Annotated in this window: 20 protein-coding genes and 1 tRNA gene; 12 read left to right on the top strand and 9 right to left on the bottom strand. The window is 65.6% G+C overall.

All coding sequences use genetic code 11. The features are described 5' to 3' along the window. Window positions 1-3 precede the first annotated feature (3 nt). Complete coding sequence (locus tag IP83_RS14620; RefSeq protein ID WP_054122961.1) at window positions 4-1,206, top strand: CaiB/BaiF CoA-transferase family protein; 1,203 nt, start codon at window positions 4-6, stop codon at window positions 1,204-1,206. A 16-nt stretch (window positions 1,207-1,222) separates the two neighbouring features. Beyond that, entirely contained in the window at window positions 1,223-1,870 is a 648-nt protein-coding gene (locus tag IP83_RS14615; RefSeq protein ID WP_054122960.1) for an N-carbamoylsarcosine amidohydrolase, read from the top strand. Between the two features lie 133 nt (window positions 1,871-2,003). Here the strand turns inward: IP83_RS14615 and IP83_RS14610 are convergent. Further along, window positions 2,004-2,078 (bottom strand) — tRNA-Val (locus IP83_RS14610). Between the two features lie 90 nt (window positions 2,079-2,168). Here IP83_RS14610 and IP83_RS14605 point away from each other — a divergent pair. After that, window positions 2,169-2,486 (top strand): DUF3297 family protein, encoded by a 318-nt coding sequence (locus IP83_RS14605; protein WP_054122959.1) that lies wholly within the window; start codon window positions 2,169-2,171, stop codon window positions 2,484-2,486. Between the two features lie 99 nt (window positions 2,487-2,585). Here the strand turns inward: IP83_RS14605 and IP83_RS14600 are convergent, their stop codons facing one another. After that, window positions 2,586-3,476 (bottom strand): LysR family transcriptional regulator, encoded by an 891-nt coding sequence (locus IP83_RS14600; RefSeq protein WP_054123017.1) that lies wholly within the window; start codon window positions 3,474-3,476, stop codon window positions 2,586-2,588. Between the two features lie 93 nt (window positions 3,477-3,569). Between IP83_RS14600 and IP83_RS14595 the strand changes: the two genes are divergently transcribed. After that, entirely contained in the window at window positions 3,570-5,066 is a 1,497-nt protein-coding gene (locus IP83_RS14595) for a CoA-acylating methylmalonate-semialdehyde dehydrogenase (protein ID WP_054122958.1), read from the top strand. Window positions 5,067-5,075: 9 nt separating this feature from the next. Here the strand turns inward: IP83_RS14595 and IP83_RS14590 are convergent, their stop codons facing one another. Next, window positions 5,076-5,897 (bottom strand): sterol desaturase family protein, encoded by an 822-nt coding sequence (locus tag IP83_RS14590; RefSeq protein ID WP_054122957.1) that lies wholly within the window; start codon window positions 5,895-5,897, stop codon window positions 5,076-5,078. 93 nt (window positions 5,898-5,990) lie between these two features. After that, window positions 5,991-7,037, bottom strand: a complete 1,047-nt coding sequence (locus IP83_RS14585) for a helix-turn-helix domain-containing protein (RefSeq protein WP_054122956.1) — start codon at window positions 7,035-7,037, stop codon at window positions 5,991-5,993. Window positions 7,038-7,177: 140 nt separating this feature from the next. On the opposite strand from IP83_RS14585, the gene IP83_RS14580 reads away from it, so the two are divergent. From IP83_RS14580 to mmsB, 5 genes are read left to right on the top strand one after another with little or no spacing between them, the layout of a single operon-like run. Continuing rightward, on the top strand, window positions 7,178-8,323 hold the full coding sequence (locus IP83_RS14580; RefSeq protein WP_054122955.1) for an acyl-CoA dehydrogenase family protein: 1,146 nt from the start codon (window positions 7,178-7,180) through the stop codon (window positions 8,321-8,323). A gap of 24 nt (window positions 8,324-8,347) precedes the next feature. Continuing rightward, a complete protein-coding gene (locus IP83_RS14575; protein ID WP_054122954.1) occupies window positions 8,348-9,394 on the top strand; it encodes an enoyl-CoA hydratase/isomerase family protein in 1,047 nt (348 codons plus the stop codon). Next, window positions 9,391-10,173, top strand: a complete 783-nt coding sequence (locus tag IP83_RS14570; protein WP_054122953.1) for an enoyl-CoA hydratase-related protein — start codon at window positions 9,391-9,393, stop codon at window positions 10,171-10,173. Before IP83_RS14575 ends, IP83_RS14570 begins: the two co-directional genes overlap by 4 nt. A 10-nt stretch (window positions 10,174-10,183) precedes the next feature. After that, entirely contained in the window at window positions 10,184-10,987 is an 804-nt protein-coding gene (locus IP83_RS14565) for an arginase family protein (RefSeq protein WP_054122952.1), read from the top strand. Further along, a complete protein-coding gene (gene mmsB / locus IP83_RS14560) occupies window positions 10,984-11,856 on the top strand; it encodes a 3-hydroxyisobutyrate dehydrogenase (RefSeq protein ID WP_054122951.1) in 873 nt (290 codons plus the stop codon). Before IP83_RS14565 ends, mmsB begins: the two co-directional genes overlap by 4 nt. An 11-nt stretch (window positions 11,857-11,867) precedes the next feature. Here the strand turns inward: mmsB and IP83_RS14555 are convergent, their stop codons facing one another. Then, window positions 11,868-12,650, bottom strand: a complete 783-nt coding sequence (locus IP83_RS14555; RefSeq protein WP_082364724.1) for a CHAP domain-containing protein — start codon at window positions 12,648-12,650, stop codon at window positions 11,868-11,870. Between the two features lie 133 nt (window positions 12,651-12,783). On the opposite strand from IP83_RS14555, the gene der reads away from it, so the two are divergent. The 3 genes from der to IP83_RS14540 all read left to right on the top strand — a co-directional run bounded on the left by der (window position 12,784) and on the right by IP83_RS14540 (window position 15,235). Continuing rightward, window positions 12,784-14,184: a ribosome biogenesis GTPase Der gene (gene der / locus IP83_RS14550; RefSeq protein ID WP_054122950.1), complete on the top strand. Its 1,401-nt coding sequence runs from the start codon at window positions 12,784-12,786 to the stop codon at window positions 14,182-14,184. A gap of 250 nt (window positions 14,185-14,434) precedes the next feature. Continuing rightward, a complete protein-coding gene (locus IP83_RS14545; RefSeq protein WP_231625062.1) occupies window positions 14,435-14,824 on the top strand; it encodes a DUF983 domain-containing protein in 390 nt (129 codons plus the stop codon). 84 nt (window positions 14,825-14,908) lie between these two features. Continuing rightward, window positions 14,909-15,235 (top strand): GIY-YIG nuclease family protein, encoded by a 327-nt coding sequence (locus IP83_RS14540; RefSeq protein ID WP_054122948.1) that lies wholly within the window; start codon window positions 14,909-14,911, stop codon window positions 15,233-15,235. Between the two features lie 590 nt (window positions 15,236-15,825). Here IP83_RS14540 and IP83_RS14535 read toward each other — a convergent pair. Genes IP83_RS14535 through IP83_RS14520 form a run of 4 tightly spaced genes read right to left on the bottom strand, consistent with a single transcriptional unit; the run spans window position 15,826 to window position 20,651 of the window. Beyond that, on the bottom strand, window positions 15,826-16,560 hold the full coding sequence (locus IP83_RS14535) for a hypothetical protein (protein ID WP_156309735.1): 735 nt from the start codon (window positions 16,558-16,560) through the stop codon (window positions 15,826-15,828). Window positions 16,561-16,612: 52 nt separating this feature from the next. Then, entirely contained in the window at window positions 16,613-17,788 is a 1,176-nt protein-coding gene (locus tag IP83_RS14530) for an acetyl-CoA C-acyltransferase (RefSeq protein WP_054122946.1), read from the bottom strand. A gap of 11 nt (window positions 17,789-17,799) precedes the next feature. Beyond that, window positions 17,800-19,380, bottom strand: a complete 1,581-nt coding sequence (locus IP83_RS14525) for a class I adenylate-forming enzyme family protein (RefSeq protein WP_054122945.1) — start codon at window positions 19,378-19,380, stop codon at window positions 17,800-17,802. Between the two features lie 14 nt (window positions 19,381-19,394). Beyond that, window positions 19,395-20,651 (bottom strand): 3-hydroxyacyl-CoA dehydrogenase, encoded by a 1,257-nt coding sequence (locus IP83_RS14520; protein WP_054122944.1) that lies wholly within the window; start codon window positions 20,649-20,651, stop codon window positions 19,395-19,397. Window positions 20,652-20,654 lie beyond the last annotated feature (3 nt).

Genomic DNA, 20,654 nt, shown 5'->3' with positions numbered 1-20,654 from the left:
GCCATGGCTGGGGCAGTGGCGAACGAGGGTGCTCTGAAGGGCATCCGGGTGGTCGAACTCGGTCAGTTGCTGGCGGGTCCGTTCTGCGGGCAGCTTCTTGGCGACATGGGCGCGGACGTGATCAAGGTCGAGCCGCCGGGTGCGGGCGATCCGATGCGCGACTGGGGGCTGGGCGATGACAAGGTCAACTGGGAAGTCATTGCGCGCAACAAGAAGTCGGTTTCGGCCAACTTGCGGGTGGCCGAGGGCCAGGAGCTGGTGCGCCGGCTGCTCGCCACGGCCGACGTAATGGTCGAGAACTTCAAGCCGGGCACGCTGGAAAAGTGGGGCCTCGGCCCTGATGCGCTGCACGCGATCAATCCGGGCCTGATCATCGCGCGCATGTCGGGCTATGGGCAGACCGGGCCCTATTCGGACCGGGCCGGCTTCGGCGGGATCGGCGAGGCGATGGGCGGCTGGCGCTACATCGTCGGCGAACCGGACCGTCCGCCGAGCCGCATGGGCATTTCGATCGGCGATACGCTGACCGCGACCTATGGCTGCATGGGCGTGCTCGCCGCGCTGCATTCGCGCAGCTCGACCGGCAAGGGGCAGGTCATCGACACCGCCCTTTACGAAGCGGTCCTGCAGGTCATGGAAAGCGTGATCCCGGAATACGACCATTCGGGGATCATCCGCGAACGCTCGGGCTCGTTCCTGCCCGGCATCGCGCCGTCCAACGTCTACAAGTGCAGCGACGGCGACTTCATGATCGGTGCCAACAAGGACGCGATCTTCGCGCGGCTGGCCGAAGCCATGGGCCGGCCCGAACTGGCGACCGACCCGCGCTATGCCACCCACGTGGCGCGTGGCACCAACCAGCTCGAACTCGATGCGCTCATCAACGAGTGGACGAAGACCCTCACCATCGAGGAAGTCGATGCGCTGATGATCAAGCACTCGATCCCGGCGGGCAAGGTTTACCGCGCGCCGGAAATGCTCGCCGATCCGCACTTCCAGGCGCGCGAGGCGATCATCGAGGTCGAGACCGAACGCTTCGGCAAGCTCAAGATGCAGAACGTCGTGCCGCGCCTCTCCGCTACGCCGAGCAGCGTGCGCACCCCGGCACCGTCGATCGTCGGCCAGCACAATGCCGAGATCTACGGCGGGCTGCTCGGGCTTGGCGAAACCCAGCTGGCCGACCTTGCCGCGCGCGGGATCATCTGAGGGGAAGCGGCACACGATGAGCACCGACTACGGCGAGATCGCGGCCAACTACACCGGCGCCTTCGACGGATCGCTGCCGTTCGGCAAGCGGCCCGCAATCATCGTGATCGACATGGTCGAGGCCTATCTCCAGCCGGGCTCGCCGCTCTATGCCGGGATCGAGGCGGCGGTCGAAAGCGCCGCCCGCCTCGTCGCGGTGGCCCGGCAATGCGGCGCGCCGGTGTTCTTCACCAATGTCGAGTACCAGCCCGGCGGAGCGGACGGGGGCGTCTTCTTCCGCAAGGTACCGGCGCTCAAGGTGTTCGAGAAGGGCTCCCCGCTCGGCGCCTTCCCGCCGCAGCTCAGCCCGGAAGACGGCGATTTCGTCATCACCAAGCGCTACGCCTCGGCCTTTTTCGCCACGCATCTGGCGGCGACGCTGACCTCGCTCGGCGTCGATACCCTGCTGATCACCGGTGTCTCGACATCCGGCTGCGTCCGGGCCACCGCGCTCGATGCGTGCCAGAGCGGCTTCCTGCCCTTCGTCGTGCGCGATGCCTGTGGCGATCGCCATCCGGGGCCGCATGAAGCGAATCTGTTCGACCTTCAGGCGAAGTACGCCGAAGTCGTCTCGGAAGAGCGCGCGATCACGCACCTGCAGGCCTCGCGCGCAGCCAGTCGCTGAACCCCGACACCGTTCCTGGAGGCCCGGCTTTGCGCGAGATCAGGGCGCCGAACAATTCAAGCGGAGCGCGGCTGCGCCTGTTCCATGCATCTTCGATGGAACGCGCGACCATCTCTCGAACCAGCCGAAAAGATGGTGGGCGCGGCAGGGATTGAACCTGCGACCCCACCCGTGTGAAGGGTGTGCTCTACCACTGAGCTACGCGCCCGCATGGCCGGATCGGGCCAGACAGGGGCGCGCCTCTGCCATGGTGGGGCTTGATTGACAAGTGGGGGGATCAAGATATTTGGCTCCGCCTATGACCGAAGACGCCTCATCGCCCGAATCCGCCGCACCCGCCGCCACTGCCGGGTCCGACGTGCCGCCCGATCGCCTTGCGATCAATCCGCGCAGCCCGTTCTTCGATGTCGAGAAGCTGCGCCGGGGCATCGGCATCCGCTTCAAGGGCACGGTGCGCCGCAATGTCGAGGAATACTGCATTTCCGAAGGCTGGGTTCGCGTGCAGGCAGGCAAGACCATGGACCGCAAGGGCAACCCGCTGACGCTGAAGCTCTCCGGGCCGGTCGAGGCGTGGTATGAGGATCTGGGTGACGACGCGCCGGTAGCGAAGCTTTAAGGAAGTACCCCTCCAAGGAAATACCCCGCCGACCTGCCTGCGGCAGGCCACCTCCCCATTTGTGCCCTTCGACAAGCTCAGGACAAAAATGGGGAGGGCCTAGTGGGGTAGCAGGCGGCTGCGTTCTCTTTCGACGAGTGTTGTCAGCCAGGTCTTGAAGGCTTGGACACGCGCAAGGCTGTGCGTGTCCTTGTGCATCACCAACCAGAACGATCTCGTGATCCGGCGTTCCGGCAGGACCGGGACAAGGCGCGGATCCGCATCGCCGATGAAGCATGGCAGCACGCCGATGCCAGCGCCCGCGGCGATAAGGCGGTACTGGGCGTTGATCGAGGACGAGCGGACCGTGGCGGCGAGGCCGGGTTCGATTTCTGCGAGGTAGCGCAGTTCCGGCGCGTAAAGCAGATCGGGCACGTAGCCGACGAGCGCATGACCCTTGGCGAGGTCTGACGGGCGGCGCAGCGGGGCGTGGCCGGACAGGTAATCCGGGCATGCGTAGAGCCGCAGGTGATAGTCCGAGAGTTTGCCGGCGATAACCGGCCCGGCGCGCGGGCGCGAAAGAGTGACGGCGAGGTCTGCTTCGCGCTTCGAGGGGCTGAGGAAGCCCGAGTTCGCGACAAGGTCGATCACGAGTCGCGGGTGCGCGGCGGTGAAATCAGCGAGAGCGGGCGCCACGATCCAGCTTGCGAAGCCTTCCGACAAGCTCACCCGAAGCAGCCCCGCCGGACCGCCGCCGCCATGTTCGGCAATGCGGCTGGCGGCGCGCTCCATGGCTTCGACTTCCACCAGCATCGCCTCACCCGCTTCGGTGAGCACCTGACCCTCGCGCGTCTGCTCGAACAAAGTGGCGCCGATGCGCGTTTCGAGGCGGCGCAGGCGGCGGCCCATGGTGGTGGCATCGACACCCATGGCCTGCGCGGCGCGAGCGAGCTGTCCGGCGCGGGCGATGGCGAGAAAGGTCTGGAAATCGCTCCAGTCGGGAACCTGCATCATTGCAGGCCTCCCTCGCATTTTCTCACCTTGCTTGCAATTCGTCGGGGGTGCAGGAAGCCCGTCAAGTTCGTCAGGAAAGGAAGCAAACCCATGCGCCAGATCGATCATTTCATTGTCGGCGGTTCCGGCGGCGCGCCGGCGCGCAAGGGCCCGGTGTTCGATCCCAACACCGGCGCCGTGCAGGCCGAAGTGGCGCTGGGCACGGCGGAAACGCTGGAGCGCGCAGTTGCCGCCGCGCAGGCCGCGCAGCCCGCGTGGGCCGCGACCAACCCGCAGCGCCGCGCCCGCGTGATGTTCGAATTCAAGCGGCTGGTCGAAGCCAATATCGACGAGCTGGCGCATCTGCTCTCGTCCGAGCACGGCAAGGTTATTGCCGACTCGAAGGGTGACATCCAGCGCGGCCTCGAAGTGATCGAGTTCGCCTGCGGCATCCCGCATGCGCTGAAGGGCGAATATACCCATGGCGCCGGCCCGGGCATCGACGTCTATTCGATGCGCATGCCAATCGGTATCGGCGCGGGCATCACGCCGTTCAACTTCCCGGCGATGATCCCGCTGTGGATGGCGGGCGTGGCGATCGCCTGCGGCAATGCCTTCATCATCAAGCCGTCCGAGCGCGATCCTTCGGTGCCGGTGCGCTTCGCCGAATTGTTCCTCGAAGCGGGCCTGCCCGAGGGTATCTGCCAAGTCGTCCATGGCGACAAGGAAATGGTCGACGCGATCCTCGATCACCCGGCCATCGGTGCGGTGAGTTTCGTCGGCTCGTCGGACATCGCGCACTATGTCTACAACCGCGGGGTGGCCGCCGGAAAGCGCGTGCAGGCCATGGGCGGCGCGAAGAACCACGGCGTAGTGCTGCCCGATGCGGACCTCGATCAGGTGGTCAACGATCTAGCCGGTGCCGCGTTCGGCTCGGCGGGCGAGCGCTGCATGGCGCTGCCGGTGGTCGTGCCGGTGGGCGACGAGACGGCCGAAGCGCTCAAGGCCAAGCTGATCCCGGCGATCGAGGCTCTGCGCGTCGGCCTGTCGACCGACAAGGACTGCCACTACGGCCCGGTCGTCACCGCCACGCACAAGGCGAGCATCGAGCGCTGGATCACCAAGTGCGAGGAAGAAGGCGGCCAGATCGTGATCGACGGTCGCGGCTTCAAGCTGCAGGGTCATGAGGACGGCTTCTTCGTCGGCCCGACGCTGATCGACCACGTCACGCCTGACATGGAAAGCTACCACAACGAGATCTTCGGCCCGGTGCTGCAGATCGTGCGTGCCAAGACCTTCGAGGAAGCCCTCGCGCTGCCGTCGAAGCACCAGTACGGCAATGGCGTCGCCCTGTTCACCCGCAGCGGCAACGCGGCCCGCGAGTTCGCGGCGCGGGTCAATGTCGGCATGGTCGGCATCAACGTGCCGATCCCGGTGCCAGTGGCCTATCACACCTTCGGCGGCTGGAAGCGCTCGGCGTTCGGCGACACCAACCAGCACGGCATGGAAGGCGTCAAGTTCTGGACCAAGATCAAGACCGTGACCCAGCGCTGGCCCGAAGGCGTCCCCTCGGGCGGGAACGCCTTCGTCATCCCGACGATGAGCTGAGCCGGACGCTTACGGGCTGACGGCACCATGCCCCGGGCTACCCTGCGCAGCGGTTTCGCGGCGGCGGTTCACCACCGCCTCGAACCGTTCGTGGTAGCGCGGGTGCTCGGTGCCCATCCAGCGGTCCCACCACGTGAAGTAGAGGCCGAAGTTGTAGCGCCCTTCACTGTGGTGGAGATCGTGGTGGGTCGTCGTCGTCATCCAGCCCGTCCACGGCGAGCGGGTGAAGCCCGGCCAGGCGAGTTCGAACCCGGCATGGCCAAAGGCGTTGCGGGCGATCTGGTGGGCGAGGAAAATGAACACCGCCCAAGGCTCTGCCGGGGCCGCGATCGTGATGGCTACGATCATCAGCGGTGTGATGATCCCTTCGAAAACGGCCTCGCCCGTGGCAAAGCTGTAGGCGGCCCAGCTCGTCGGCGTGCGGCTGAGGTGGTGGACCGAGTGGAGCAGCCGGAACATGGCCTTGCTGTGCATCCAGCGGTGCATCCAGTAGAAATAGGCATCGTGCATCAAGATGAGCGCTGCGGTCTGCCACAGGATCGTGGCGAGCACGGGCGGACCAAGATTGAAGGCGATCGCGCCCGCGACGATCAGCGCCACGGTCATCAGATCGACGAAGGCGAACACCGCCATCGACCACATCGACTGGCGCACCTCGCGCAGGCGGTCGGCATTGGTGGCATGGCGGGTCTGAATGCGGCGGTGGGCGATGCGGCCCGCCAGCAGCCAGCACAGCAGCGCGACGCCGGCAGCGCCCGCGAAGTAGCGGATGCTTTCGATCCAGATGCTGTCGAATATGCGGTAGGCCAGAAAAGCAAGCGTGATCGGCATGGGACTCTCCGGGAAGGGGATGCCCAGAGCTTGTCACAGCGGCGGCACGGCGGCTCCGCTGGCCCCGAAAATGCTGATGCTTTCCGGAATCGATCAGCCTTTTTCAGGATCGGCAAAGGCCTGACGACGAAATTCCGTGGGGGTCTGGCCGACGCTTTCGCGGAAGGCGCGGTTGAACGGGGCGAGCGAGCCGTAGCCGAGGTCCATCGCGATGGTGAGGACAGGCAGGTCGACCCGCACCGGATCGGCGAGCACGGCTTTGGCTTCGGCAATGCGGTATGCGTTGAGGAAGGCCGAGAAGTTGCGATGGCCGAGCCGGCGGTTGATGAGCGCGCGCAGGCGGTGCTCGGGCACGTCGAGCCGGGCGGCGAGCATGCCGATGGTGAGGCCGGGTTCGAGCCAGACGCGGGCCTCCATCGCGGCATTCAGCTTGGCGGCGAGGACGCGTTCGGCAGGGCTCCAGTCATCGTTCGGAGCCGTGGGACCAGGCGCGCGCGGCGGAGCGAGCAGCGCGGGATCGGCTTCCAGCATGGCCACGCCGATGCCGAGAATCGCAAGCGCGATGACGACCGACTGGCTGGCCAGCATCCACACCGGTTCGTGGCCGAAGCCGAACCAGGCCTCGCTCGCCAGCACGCCGATCGAGAGCACCGCGATCACCAGCACGAAAGCCACGCGGAAGCGGCGGCGCTGCTCCACCAGATCGTCGTCGCGTTCGCGGACCGCAATGGCCATGGCATGGATCACCAGCAGCGCAGCAGTGAGGTGACCGACGGCATCGGCGAGCGGGATCAGCGGCTCGCACCAGCGGCGCAGGACAAAGATCATCACGCTGGCAAGGATCAGCCCGATGCTCGCCCCGGCGATGCGCCGGTCCGCCGCGCGGTCGAACACGACATGCGCGAAGAGCCACAGGAACCAGGGCGCAAGATTGCTGGCCAGCACGACAGCGAACCGCGTGGGCGAGGGCGTTTGCGGAAACTGCGGCGCCGAATTGATGAGATAGCCGATCACGCCGATCAGCAGCGCGACCGTCACCCGGCGTACCGCCGGCCCGGCGGCGCTGCGCCAGACGACGAGCGCAACGAGCACGAGCTGGCCGATGCCGATCAGGCGCAAGGCAGTGTCGAGGTTTTCCATGCACGCCCGGTTATGACCTGCGCTCGCCCCAAGGTCCATGGCCCGCGCCAAACCTTGCCTGCCCCTGTGCTTCGTCTAGGACGGGCACGGGCCGTGCGGCGCCCCCCGATTTCACCATCCCTGCAAGCCAAGGCCAGAGCATGACCGACCAGTTCGCCCTTACCGACGACCAGATCGCCATTCAGGAGATGGCGCGACGCTTCACCGCCGATGCGATCACGCCCTATGCGGCGCAGTGGGACGAGGAGCACACCTTCCCGCGCGATACGGTGAAGATGGCGGCAGAGCTGGGCTTCGCCTCGATCTACGTGAGCGAGGAAAGCGGCGGCATCGGGCTCGGCCGTCTGGACGCGGCGCTGATCATGGAAGCCATGGCCTATGGCTGCCCCAGCACGAGCGCGTTCATCTCGATCCACAACATGGCCTCGTGGATGATCGACCGGTTCGGCGGCGCGGAAATCAAGGCGCGCTACCTTCCCGAGCTGATCACGATGGACAAGATCGCCAGCTACTGCCTGACCGAGCCGGGTTCGGGCTCGGACGCGGCGGCGCTTCGCACGACCGCCAAGCTGGAAGGCGATCACTATGTCGTGAACGGCACCAAGCAGTTCATCTCGGGCGGCGGCGTGAGCGATCTCTACGTGACGATGGTGCGCACGGGCGAAGCGGGGCCGAAGGGCATTTCATGCCTCGTGATCGAGAAGGACATGCCCGGCGTCAGCTTCGGCGCGCCCGAGCGCAAGCTGGGCTGGAATTCCTCGCCCACCGCGCAAGTGATCCTCGAGAACGTGAAGGTGCCGGTGGCGAACCGGGTCGGCGCGGAAGGCGATGGCTTCCGCTTCGCCATGGCGGGGCTCGATGGCGGGCGGCTCAACATCGGCGCCTGCTCGCTGGGCGGCGCGCAGCGCTGCCTTGATGAGGCGATCAAGTATGCCAAGGAGCGCAGCCAGTTCGGCCAGCCGATCGCCGAGTTCCAGAATACCCAGTTCGCGCTGGCCGACATGGCGACCGACCTCGAAGCTGCGCGCGCGCTGCTCTATCTGGCGGCGGCGAAGGTGACGCAGAACGCGCCGGACAAGACGCGCTTTTCGGCGATGGCGAAGAAGCTGGCGACGGACACCGGCTCCTCGGTGGTCGACCGCGCGCTGCAGATCTTCGGCGGCTACGGTTACCTCAAAGACTATCCGATCGAACGCTTCTGGCGCGACCTGCGCGTCCACCGCATCCTCGAAGGCACCAACGAGGTGATGAAGCTGATCGTCGGGCGCGATCTGCTGCGCCAGTAAATGGATTTGGGAGAGGGACAGGCAATGAGCGAAGATGTTCTGGTGCGCGTCGAGGGCGGGATGGGCGTGCTGTCGCTCAATCGCCCCAAGGCGATCCACGCGCTCAACCGGGCGATGGTCGATGGCATGACCGCGGCGCTGCTGAAGTGGCGTGATGATCCCGCGATTGGCGCGGTCATCATCGACCATTCCGAAGGCCGCGGCTTCTGCGCGGGCGGCGATATCGCCTTCCTGCGCAACTCCGCGCTGAACGATGGCGGCGTTTCGGGCCGCAAGTTCTTCTTCGACGAGTACCGCCTCAACCACCTGATCATGACCTACGAGAAGCCTATCGTGGCCTTCATGGACGGCATCACCATGGGCGGCGGCGTCGGCATCGCGGACCCTGCGCGCTACCGCGTCGCGACCGAGAACACGCGGCTTGCCATGCCGGAGACCGGCATCGGCCTGTTCCCGGACGTCGGCGGCGGCTGGTTCCTTTCGCGCATGAAGGGGCGGCTTGGGCAGTACCTTGCGCTCACCGGCGCGCGGATGGACGGGGCGGAGTGCCTCTTGGCGGGTTCCGCGACCCACTACCTGCCTTCTTCCGCGCTTGCCGAAGTGAAGGCGAAAATCGCGGCAAACCCCGGCGATATTCCGGCGATCCTGCATGCGGCCGCGGCGGTCCCGCCCGAGCCGAAGATCGCCGCGCAAGCCGACGACATCGCGCGCCTGTTCGCGTCGGACCGCTACGAGGACATTCTCGCCGCGCTGGAAGCCGATGGTAGCGAGTTCGCCGCCGCGACTCTGAAGGCACTCCACACCAAGAGCCCGCAGACCTGCAAGGTCGCGCTGCGCCAGTTGGCGACGAGCCTGACGCTGCCCGATTTCGCCGCGAACATGGTGATGGAATACCGAATCTGCAGCCGCGTGCTGCTGCGCCCCGATTTCGCCGAGGGCGTGCGCGCGGTCATCGTGGACAAGGACAATGCCCCCAAGTGGGATCCGGCGACGCCCGAAGGCGTGACCGACGATTTGCTGGACGCGATCTTCGCGCCCCTGCCTGAAAGCGAGGAATGGAGCCCCCTATGACGTACGAAACGATCCTGGTTGAACAGCGCGGTGCGGTCACGCTGATCACGCTCAATCGCCCGAAGTCGCTGAACGCCCTCAATTCGCAGGTGCTCGAAGAGCTGATCGTGGCGTTCGGCGCTTACGAGGCCGATCCCTCGCAGCGCTGCGCAGTGCTCACCGGTTCGGGCGAGAAGGCCTTTGCCGCCGGCGCCGACATCAAGGAAATGGCCGACAAGGCCGCGACCGATTTCTACACTGGCGACTTCTTCTCGCGGTGGACCAGCCACCTCGTGAAGACCACCCGAAAGCCGTGGATCGCGGCGGTCAACGGGTTTGCGCTCGGCGGCGGGTGCGAGCTTGCGATGATGGCGGACTTCATCATCGCCTCTGAGAACGCCAAGTTCGGCCAGCCCGAAATCAAGCTGGGTGTCGCGCCCGGCATGGGCGGCTCGCAGCGCCTCACCCGCGCGGTTGGCAAGGCCAAGGCGATGGACATGTGCCTCACCAGCCGGATGATGGATGCGGTGGAAGCCGAACGTTCGGGGCTCGTCAGCCGCGTCGTGCCGCTCGCTTCGCTGATCGATGAAGCGATGGCCGCCGCCGAGGCGATTGCCGGCATGGCTCCGGTGGCGGTGATCGCCAACAAGGAAATGGTCAACGCCGCGTTCGAGATGACGCTCGATCAGGGCATTCTGTTCGAACGCCGTGTGTTCCAGATCCTCACCGCGACCGAGGACAAGGCCGAAGGCATGGCCGCCTTCATCGAAAAGCGCCCCGGCGTGTGGAAGGGGCGCTAAGTCCTCTGCCATGTTCGACCTCGCTCTGAGTATTCCGCAATGGCAGGGCTCGGGCCGTCCTGAGCACCTGCCGCGCGGTGCGGCCGTGGCGGCCGATGTGATCGGTCGCCACGCGCCGCTCCATGCGCTGCCACCGTTTGCCGGCAGCGGCACCGACAGCGACGGTGTCAATTCGTGGGGCGCAATCATGGCGCAATTCGAAACCGCGCAGGACGTGCTCGGGCGTCTGGCACCGCGCCGATTGCTGACAGCTGGCGGCGACTGCGCTGTCGATGTGGTGGCAATCGATTACTTGCACCGGCAGCATCCGGACCTGCATGTCGTGTGGTTCGAGGCGCATCTCGATGCGAACACCCCGCAGACTTCGCCGAGCGGCAATTTCCACGGCATGCCAGTTGCCGCGCTGTTCGGCGAGGCTCCGGCGCCAATGCGGTCGAAGCTTGGCAAACCCCTTGATGAGGCGCGGTTCTTTTATTGCGGCACGCGCGTCGCGGACCCGGCGGAAGCGGCCTTCCGGGAGGAACGGGGTCTGCGCTCGCTCGACATTGAATGCCTGCCGGAGAACGCGCAGGTCCATATTCACTTTGATCTCGATGTGCTCGATCCGCTCGCCTTTCCACATCTCGCCTTTGCTGAGCCGGATGGAATGGCGATCGATGTGGCCATCGACTTGATCACCGGCATTGCCCGGCGCTGCGACGTCGTCGGGTTCACCATGACCGAATTCGCGCCCGCCGATGAACAGGCGGCGCGAGAGGGAGCGGATGTCCTTGCCGCGATTGTCGCTGCGGCCTGCGAGGGAAACAAGTCATGAGCAAGATTGCATTTATCGGCCTGGGCAACATGGGCGGCGGCATGGCCGCGAATCTCGTGAAGGCGGGGCATGACGTCCACGCCTTCGATCTTGCCGAAGCGGCGCTGGCGCGCGCCAAGGAAAATGGCTGCACCACCTACACCTCGGTGAAGGAAGCCGTGCAGGGCGCGGATGCCGTCGTCTCGATGCTGCCCAATGGCGCCATCGTGAAGGCGGTCTACACCGCCGATGTGATCGGCCACGCCCCCACCTCGGCGCTGCTGCTCGATTGCTCGACCATCGACGTCGCCACCGCGCGCGAAGTGGCGGGCCTAGCCGCTGACGCAGGCTATGCCATGGTCGATGCGCCGGTTTCGGGCGGCATCGCGGCGGCCAATGGCGGCACGCTGACCTTCATGGTCGGCGGCACGGCAGAGGCCTTCGCGCGCGGCGAGCCCATCCTCGCCGCGATGGGCAAGGCGGTGATCCATGCGGGTGACAGCGGTGCGGGGCAGGCGGCCAAGATCTGCAACAACATGCTGCTCGGGGCTTCGATGATCGCGACCTGCGAGACCTTCGCAATGGCCGAGAAGCTGGGGCTCGATCTGCAGACCTTCTTCGACATCTCCTCGAAGGCCTCGGGCCAGTGCTGGTCGATGACGAGCTATTGCCCGGTTCCGGGTGTCGGCCCGACGACGCCTGCGGACAACGGCTATCAGGGCGGCTTTGCCACCGCGCTGATGCTGAAGGACCTCAAGCTGGCGATGGAAGCCGCCAAGAGCGCCGGGGCCGATGTGCCGATGGGCGCGCGCGCGGCGGAGCTTTACGCGGCGTTCGATGCGGCGGGGAACGGCGGGATGGACTTCTCGGCGATCATCAAGACGCTGTAAGGGGCCGCTGCTCAGCGCACGCGGGCGGCGATGATGCGGCCGATGGGATCGCGGGCGAGGCTGGGGGAGACCGCCAAAGTGCGGTCTTCCTCGCGCGGCTTGGGCTCGGCCTTCACCACAACGCGAGCGGTCAGCGGTTTGCGCGCCGCTGTCCGGCTCGTTTCGGGCACGATACCCTTGAGGAAATCGGGGCCGATGCGCGAGGTGTAGGTCGCCTTGGGTGCGTCGGCCGACGCCAGCATCGTCAGCCGTTCGTTCGCGAGTGGTTTCTTGTTGTAAATGAAGCCCTCAACCGGCCAGTGCGTGGTGCCGAGGCCGCCGAGCGGGGCGTACCACACGCGGACTTCGCTCCAGTCGTTGTCGGGTGAGACGTCTACCGCGCGAACGTTGTCTTCAGGCTGGCCGCGGCGGCCATCGATGGGCGACCAGTTGGCGTGGCGCAAAAGGATCGTGCGCGAATCGACAATGCGGCTGACGGCAGCGACATGGCCCAACTGCATCGCGCCATAGGGGCGGAAGGCCATGACCGCGCCAACCTTGGGCCGGGTGCCGCGTGCATAACGGCCGGCGGCCTGATCCCACCAGGTATGCGCATCGCCATAGAGCTGGATGCCGGAAACTTTGCGCGCATAGGGCACGCACTGGATGTAGGGAAGGGCGAAATCTCGCCCGAAATCACTGGCATCATCATCGCTTGCACCTGCCGGATCAGGCGCAATCGGGCGCGCCTGCGCCATCGGCGGCACTGCGGCGAGCAGAAGAAGGAGTGCGAGTCGCAGAGGTGCCGGGCTCATACAGGCACCATTGCCGTCGCGTGGTTAAAGCGGCTGAATTGAAGCTGGTTAATGCATCCTTGACGCGGGCGGGCGCGCGCCGGGAGTCCACGCTGCGCTTGCGTTCCGCTGCCGTTGGGGCCAACGGAGGGCGATGCTGCCTCAGGTTATCATTATTGGCCGGCCCAACGTCGGCAAATCGACGCTGTTCAACCGGCTGGTCGGCAAGAAGCTTGCGCTTGTCGACGATCAGCCCGGCGTTACGCGCGACCGCCGTTTCGGCGATGCCAATCTGCTGGGCATGCCGTTCACCATTGTCGATACGGCGGGCTGGGAAGACCTTGATCCGGAGACGCTGCCAGGCCGTATGCGCCAGCAGACCGAAGCCTCGCTGATCGGTGCGGACGTGGCGCTGTTCGTGATCGACGCGCGCGCCGGGGTGACCCCGCTGGACGAGGAAATCGCGCGTTATCTGCGCTCCAGCCGGGTGCCCATTGTGCTCCTGGCCAACAAGGCCGAGGGGCGCGCGGGCGATCCCGGGCTCTATGATGCTTTCGCGCTGGGCTTTGGTGAGCCGGTGGCGTTCTCCGCCGAGCACGGGCAGGGGTTGGCGGACCTGTTCGAGGCGCTGCGCCCGCATGTGGAAGGCGCCGCCAAGGACGAGGACGACGATGCGGATGAGGCTCCGCCAGCCGAAGGCGAGGACGAGGAAGAGTTCGATCCCGAATCGGTGCTCAAACTCGCCATTGTCGGGCGGCCGAATGCAGGCAAGTCGACCCTCATCAACAAGTTGCTCGGCGAGAACCGGCTGCTGACCGGGCCGGAAGCGGGGATCACGCGCGATTCTATCGCGATCGACTGGCAGTGGTTCGATGCAAGCCGCGATGGTTACCGGCCCGTGCGGCTGATCGACACGGCGGGTATGCGCAAGAAGGCGCAAGTGACCGAGAAGCTGGAAAAGCTTTCGGTGGCCGATGCGCGCCGCGCGATCGACTTTGCCGAAGTCGTCGTGCTGCTGCTCGATGCGACCCGGGGTCTCGAGCATCAGGACCTCAAGATCGCCTCGATGGTGCTCGAGGAAGGCCGTGCGCTGATGATCGCCATCAACAAGTGGGACGTTGCGGAGGACCCTTCCGCCCTGTTCAACGGCGTGCGCGCGGCGCTCGATGAAGGCCTGGCGCAAGTGCGCGGCGTGCCGCTGCTCGCGGTCTCGGCGCGAACGGGCAAGGGGCTCGACCAGATGCTCACCGCCGCCTTCGATATCCGCGCGGCCTGGTCGAAGCGCGTCCCGACCTCGGCGCTCAACCGCTGGTTCGACGATGCGCTCGCTGCCAATCCACCCCCGGCACCGGGCGGCAGGCGGATCAAGCTGCGCTACATAACGCAGGCGCGCACCCGCCCGCCGAGCTTCGTGATGTTCGGCACGCGGCTCGATCAGCTTCCCGAAAGCTATCGCCGTTATCTGGTGAACGGCATCCGCCGCGAACTGGGCTTCGATGCGGTGCCGATCCGGCTGACCTTGCGCAGCCCGACCAACCCGTTCGCGAAGAAGTAGGCTTTAGACGCTGCTTCTCGTCTCCAGCGTCACCCTGAACTTGTTTCAGGGTCCATCGCGCCGTAAAGCGCGCAGCTATTGGCGGAGGCGCTGCGTTGCGGCGTTGCGTTCTGAAGGCTGACCTCCGTTCGTGCGGAAGGATGGACCCTGAAACAAGTTCAGGGTGACGATTGATTTTTGAGCCGATGTTCGTTTCGACCCCTGAGGTTTCATCATGCCCAATTCTGCCCTCCCGCTGGACCCCGCAATCTTGCCGCATAGCGCAGGCGCTGCCATCCTGCGCGGCGCGACTGGCAAATGCCCGCGCTGCGGGGGGACGCATCTGTTCATGGGCGGACTGAAGCCGGTCGAGCGCTGCCGGATGTGCGGGCAGAACTGGACGCTGCATGCGGCGGACGATTTCCCGCCCTATATCGCGATCCTTCTGACCGGGCACCTGATGGCGCCTGTGATCATCGGCCTCGGCAAGATGGAAGCCCTGCCGGCGTGGGCGATGATGTTGATTGCGCTGACCATGGCCGCCGCGCTCATCGCCGCGATCCTGCGCCCCGCCAAGGGCGGCGTGATCGCGCTGCAGTGGTGGCTGGGAATGCAGGGCTTTGCGGGGCACGCGGGGAAGGTTGAGGCTGGGGTTGCTTAGGCCAGCACCAACACCCCGTCGTCGCCCCGTGCTTGACACGGGGCTTGGCTTCCCTTGCGACCTCGCGCTTGGCACAAGGCAGCAATGGAGAAAGGCGGTTGGCTCTACATCATGGCAAACCGCTATCGCGGCGGCACCTATGTCGGCGTCACCTCCGATCTGACCCGCCGCGTCTGGCAGCATCGTGAGGGAAAAGGCTCAATCCACGTGAGCGATTTCGGCAAGACCAGACTGGTCTACGCCGAACGCCACGAGGAGATCGAACCCGCTATCGCCCGCGAGAAGCTCGTCAAGAAATGGCGCCGCGAATGGAAATTCGCGCTGATCGAGGCGGACAATCCCGATTGGCTGGACCTGTGGGACCGGTGGTATCCGGCTGGGGCAGCGCCGGAGGGCGAGGCCGAAAGGTAGCCAAGCCCCGTGTCAAGCACGGGGCGACGATGAGGAGGGCTTGAGGATTGGTATCGGCACCTTTGGCGTTGCCTGATTGGCGACGGTTCCCGCCCCCTTCTCGTCACCCCGGGCTTGACCCGGGGTTCGGCTGTTCTTCTAAGGCAGCGCCAGATGGCGAGGCCGAGAGGTAGCCAAGCCTCATGTCAAGCACGGGGCGACGAGGGTTTTGGGTGGCTAAGCAGTGAGCCGCAATGGCTGAAAGGGGGTGGAAAGTTGTCATCGCCATCAAAGGCGCTTCACGAACTTGTTCGTTGCCTTGTCGTAGCAAAATGCAGGGGTCGGTGCATGAATGACAACGTCTTTTTTGAGAGTAACGACCACGATGCAGGTTAGCGCGTCACCTTGAAAAAGAAATCCCGCGACATCGTTTGATCGTCCATAGCGGCGCTGCTCCTCAGGGGTAAGACGAGCGAGCGCGTCAGTCAAAAACAAGGCGCTAGGATCACCCTGTACGATAGGCGCGCCTTTGCGAACAAACATAAGCTCTTCGGGCTTTGGCGAGCCACACGAGCTTAGCGCCAACGTCACGAATAGATAAAGCTGCCCCCTCACAGAAAGTTATTCGGCCAGATCATCGTGCGCCACATATGCGCCGTGGGTGAGCCATCGAAGCCCAGCCCTTCCTCCGGCTCCCTGAAGTTCCGCCCGATCACGTCTTCCAGTTCTTCCGGCTGCACCACCGGGAAATCGTCGAAGAAATAGGTGTCGTAGAGCGTCATCTGCCGCGCGGTCATGTACCACTTGTGGTTCTTCGCGTACTCGGCGTCGCGCAGGAGATAGTCCGGCACCTGATAGTCCGGGCCGAAGAAGGCGTGGTAGCTTTCGGGGTAGGCGTAGCCGACGCTTTCATCGGGCACGTAGCGCAGCGCCTGGTGGTACTTCACCGCGAAGGCGACTTCGGGATCGACATAGGGCTCGACCAGCTGCGCGCTCCAGTAGCCGTGGTCGCAGCGGATCAGGCAGCCGTTGGAAATGTCGTGCAGCAGGCAGGCCATCACGACCTTTTCCGGCAGCCCGTCATCCAGCGCGCGCTTGGCGCTGACGAGCAAGTGCCGCACGGTGATATCGCCGAAGCGGCAGCGGAAGAAATCGAGCAGGCGCGGCCGCTCGGGCATGCGCGGCAGGGCGGGGTTGTCGCCCATCATGAACACCGTCTTGGGGTTCAGGCGCTTCAGCAGTTCGCCCTCGTTGTCGACGAAATCAGTGCCCTTCCAGCCGACCGGCGAAGGGTAGATCAGGCGTTCGCGGCCGTCCTGCGGCCAGGGTCGTGTGTCGTCGGTCATATGCAGGAGGGTAGGCGCGGCGCTGCCACTGGGCAAGCGCCGCGCCCTTTGCTCAGAGGACTTCGAACAGCCCCGCCGCGCCCATGCCGCCACCGACGCACATCGTGACGACGACATACTTCGCGCCCCGGCGCTTGCCTTCGATCAGGGCGTGCATCGTGCAGCGCGCGCCGGTCATGCCATAGGGGTGGCCGATCGAGATCGATCCGCCGTTGACGTTGAGGAGCTCGTTGGGAATGCCCAGCTTGTCGCGGCAATAAAGCACTTGAACCGCGAAGGCCTCGTTGAGCTCCCACAGGCCGATGTCGTCCATCTTGAGGCCGAAGCGCTTGAGGAGCGCTGGGATCGCGAAGACGGGGCCGATGCCCATTTCATCGGGCTCGGTGCCGGCGGCCGCCATGCCGACATAGCGGCCAAGCGGGGTAAGGCCCTTCTTGGCAGCAACTTCGGCTTCCATCAGCACCACGGCGGCCGAACCGTCCGACAGCTGGCTGGCGTTGCCGGCGGTGACGATGCCGCCCTCGATCACTGGCTTCAGCGCCTGGAGGTTTTCCAGCGTGGTCGAGGGGCGGTTGCCCTCGTCCTTGGTCAGCGTCACGTCCTGCATCGTGATCTCGCCGGTTTCCTTGTTCTGCACGCCCATCGAGGCGCTGGCCGCCACGATCTCGTCATCGAACTTGCCCGCTTCCTGCGCGGCGGCGGTGCGCTGCTGTGATTGCAGCGCGTATTCATCGCAGGCCTCGCGGCTGATGTTGTAGCGCTTGCCGACCGTCTCGGCGGTCTGCAGCATCGGCATGTAGACCGCGTTGTGCATCGCAACGAGGCTGCGATCGGGCATCACGCGCATGTCCTTGGTCTGGACGAGGCTGATCGATTCCTGCCCGCCCGCGGCGACGACATCCATGCGATCAACGATGATCTGCTTGGCGGCGGTGGCGATGGTCATCAGGCCCGAGGAGCACTGGCGGTCCATGCTCATGCCCGAGACGGTGACGGGCAGGCCGGCACGCAGCGCGACCTGCCGGGCGATATTGCCAGCCTGTGCGCCCTGCTGAAGCGCGGCGCCCCACACCACGTCGTCAACCTCGGCACCCTCGATCCCGGCGCGCGCGACGGCGGCTTCCAAGGAAAGCGCGCCGAGCGTGGCGCCGGCAGTGGCGTTGAACGCGCCCTTGTAGGCGCGACCGATGGGGGTACGGGCGGCGGCGACGATTACGGCATCACGCATGATTTATCTCCTTAGGCATCCGGGGTGAGTACGGGGTTCTGGGCAATGGGGTTACCGCCGAAGTGATCTCTGAGTTCGCGCTTGAGCACTTTGCCGATCGGGCTGCGTGGCAGTTCGTCGACCACTTCGATGCGGGCGATGCGCTGGGTCTTGCCGAGCGCGCGGTTGGCTTCAAGGCGGATAGCTTCGGGATCGGCGGAAGGATCGGCGAGCACGATGACCGCGAGCGGGGTTTCACCCCACTGGTCGGAGGGAATGCCGACGACGGCTGCCTCCTTCACAGCGGGCTGGCGCGTGAGTTCGGCTTCAAGGTCGGTCGGGAAGATGTTGAACCCGCCCGAAATGATCATGTCCTTGGCGCGGTCCATCAGGATGAGGAACCCGTCCTCGTCGAACTTGCCGATATCGCCGTGGCGGATGTAGCGCACCCCGTCCTTGTCGAACCACTCCATCTCGCGCGTCTTGGCGGGCTGGCCGTGGTAACCGTTCATCATGATGGGGGAGCGGCCGACGATCTCGCCGACTTCGCCTTGCGGCAGTTCGTTGCCCTGCTCGTCGATGATCTTCATCACGTGGCCGGGGGAGGGCTGGCCGACGGTGTGGAGCTTGTCCGGGAACTTGTGTGCGATGAGCGTGGTCGTCGCGCCGCCTTCGGTCAGTCCGTAGCCTTCGACAAGGCCGCCGGGCCAGCGCTTGAGTACGTCTGCTTTCAGCCATGCCGGGAAGGGCGCGGAGGTACAGCCCTTGAGGCGGTAGGAGGAAAGGTCGAAGCTGTCGAAGTCAGGCAGTTCCATGATCCGGCGGTACTGCACCGGGACCAGCATCGCGTTGGTGACGCGTTCGCGCTCCGAGAGGGCAAGGAACGTGCGCGCATCGAATTTCTTCATCAGCACGACCTTGCCCGCCGCGGTGAGCGTGGGGAGGAAGCTGACGAGGGTGGTGTTCGAATAGAGCGGGGTGGAATTGATGGTGACGGTATCATCGTCATAGCCGCCGACGATCGTGCGCCGGGCATATTCGTGGCGCATCTGGTGCGACTGGACGATGCCCTTGGGCACGCCGGTGGTGCCCGAGGAATAGATGATGTTGAACGGGTCTTCCGGCGCGGGCAGGCGTTCTTCGGGCTTGGCGCCTGCGGGGGCGATCCATTCCGAGAAGGGAATGCCTGCATCGCTATCATCCAGCGCGATGCGCTTGACGCGATCGGGGAAGGGCAGGCCCGCCAGCCCCTCGGCCATCGTCTTGTCGAGCAGCAGTACGCGGCTGGTGCTGTCCGCCAGCATCGCAAGCACTGTTGGCGGTGCGGCGGTGGAGGTGAGCGGCGCGGCGACCGCACCGGCGCGCAAGGCGCCGAGGAAAGCAAGCGCGGTGCGGACCGAATTGCTCGCCGCGATGGCGACGGGCTCGTTGGCCTGAACCCCTTCGCGCTGGAGCGCAGCGGCCACGCGGTCAAGCATCACGTCGAGATCGGCCCACGAAAGGCGGGTGGTTTCATCCGCCAGCGCGATGGCCTCGCCCCGCCGCGCGGCGTGGGCGCGCAGGATCACGCTCAGCGGGATGAACGGGCTCTCGACAATGTCCTCGATCTGCATGGCCGCCCGTTCCCTCAGTCGAAGGCTTCGCCCGCGGCGGCTTTCTTCGCCAGCAGCGGCGCAACGGGGAGGCCATGCTTCTCAAGCCCGGCGACGACCGTGTCCAGGCCAATGTTGTTTGCCCAATACATCGGGCCGCCGGTCCACGCGGGCCAGCCGTAGCCATTGAGCCACACGGTATCGATGTCCGATCCGCGTTGCGAAATGCCTTCCTCGAGAATCAGCGCGCCTTCGCTGATCATCGGGTAGAGCAGGCGTTCGAGGATTTCTTGGCTGTCGATGCTGCGCTGGGGCTTGCCTTCCTTGGCAGCCCATTCGGCGATCAGGCCGCGCGTGACCTCGCTGGGGGTACGCTGGCGGTTCTCGTCATAGTCGTAGAAGCCCGCGCTCTTCTTCTGGCCCCAGCGGCCCAAGGCGCAGAGCGCCTCGCGCAGCGTCTCGATGCGATTGGGATCGCGGTGCCAGCCGATGTCGAGGCCGGCGAGGTCCGCCATCTGGAACGGCCCCATCGGGAAACCGAATTCGAGCAGCGCGTTGTCGACATCCGCGTAGTCCGCGCCTTCCATGATGAGCGCGTTGGCCTGCTCCTGCCGCTTGGCTAACATGCGATTGCCGATGAAGCCGTGGCAGACGCCCGAGACGACCGGGACCTTGCCGATCTTCACCGCCAGCGCCATCACGGTGGCGAGCACGTCCTTGGCGGTAGCCGAGCCGCGCACGACTTCGAGCAGCTTCATCACGTTGGCGGGTGAGAAGAAGTGCATGCCGAGCACGGCTTCGGGGCGCTTCGTGCTGGCGCCGATTTCGTTGACGTCGAGGTAGCTGGTGTTGCTCGCAAGGATCGCGCCCGGCTTCACGATGGCGTCGAGCTTGCCGAAGACGTCCTTCTTGACGTCCATGCTCTCGTAAACCGCCTCGATCACCAGATCGGCGTCAGCAAGAGCATTGAAGTCGAGCGTCGGGGTGAGGCGGCCCATGGCGGCTTCAGCGAGTGCGGCGTCCATCTTGCCCCGCTTCACGGTGTTCTCGTAGTTGCGGCGCATCGTGGCGACGCCGCGGTCGAGCGCTTCCTGCGTCATCTCGACGATGGTGACGGGGATGCCGGCGGTGAGGAAGTTCATCGTGATGCCGCCGCCCATCGTGCCCGCGCCGATCACGCCGACCTTGTTCACCGGGAGCAGCGCGGTATCGGCGGGGATATCGTCGATCGTCGCGGCAAGCTTGCGCGCTGCGTCGATGTGGTCCTTGGCGCCGGGGATAGGATCGGACATTGC

Origin of the sequence: Novosphingobium sp. AAP93 (assembly GCF_001296055.1) — a bacterium.
Taxonomy (GTDB): domain Bacteria; phylum Pseudomonadota; class Alphaproteobacteria; order Sphingomonadales; family Sphingomonadaceae; genus Novosphingobium.
This window is presented reverse-complemented; position numbering and strand designations above follow the sequence as displayed.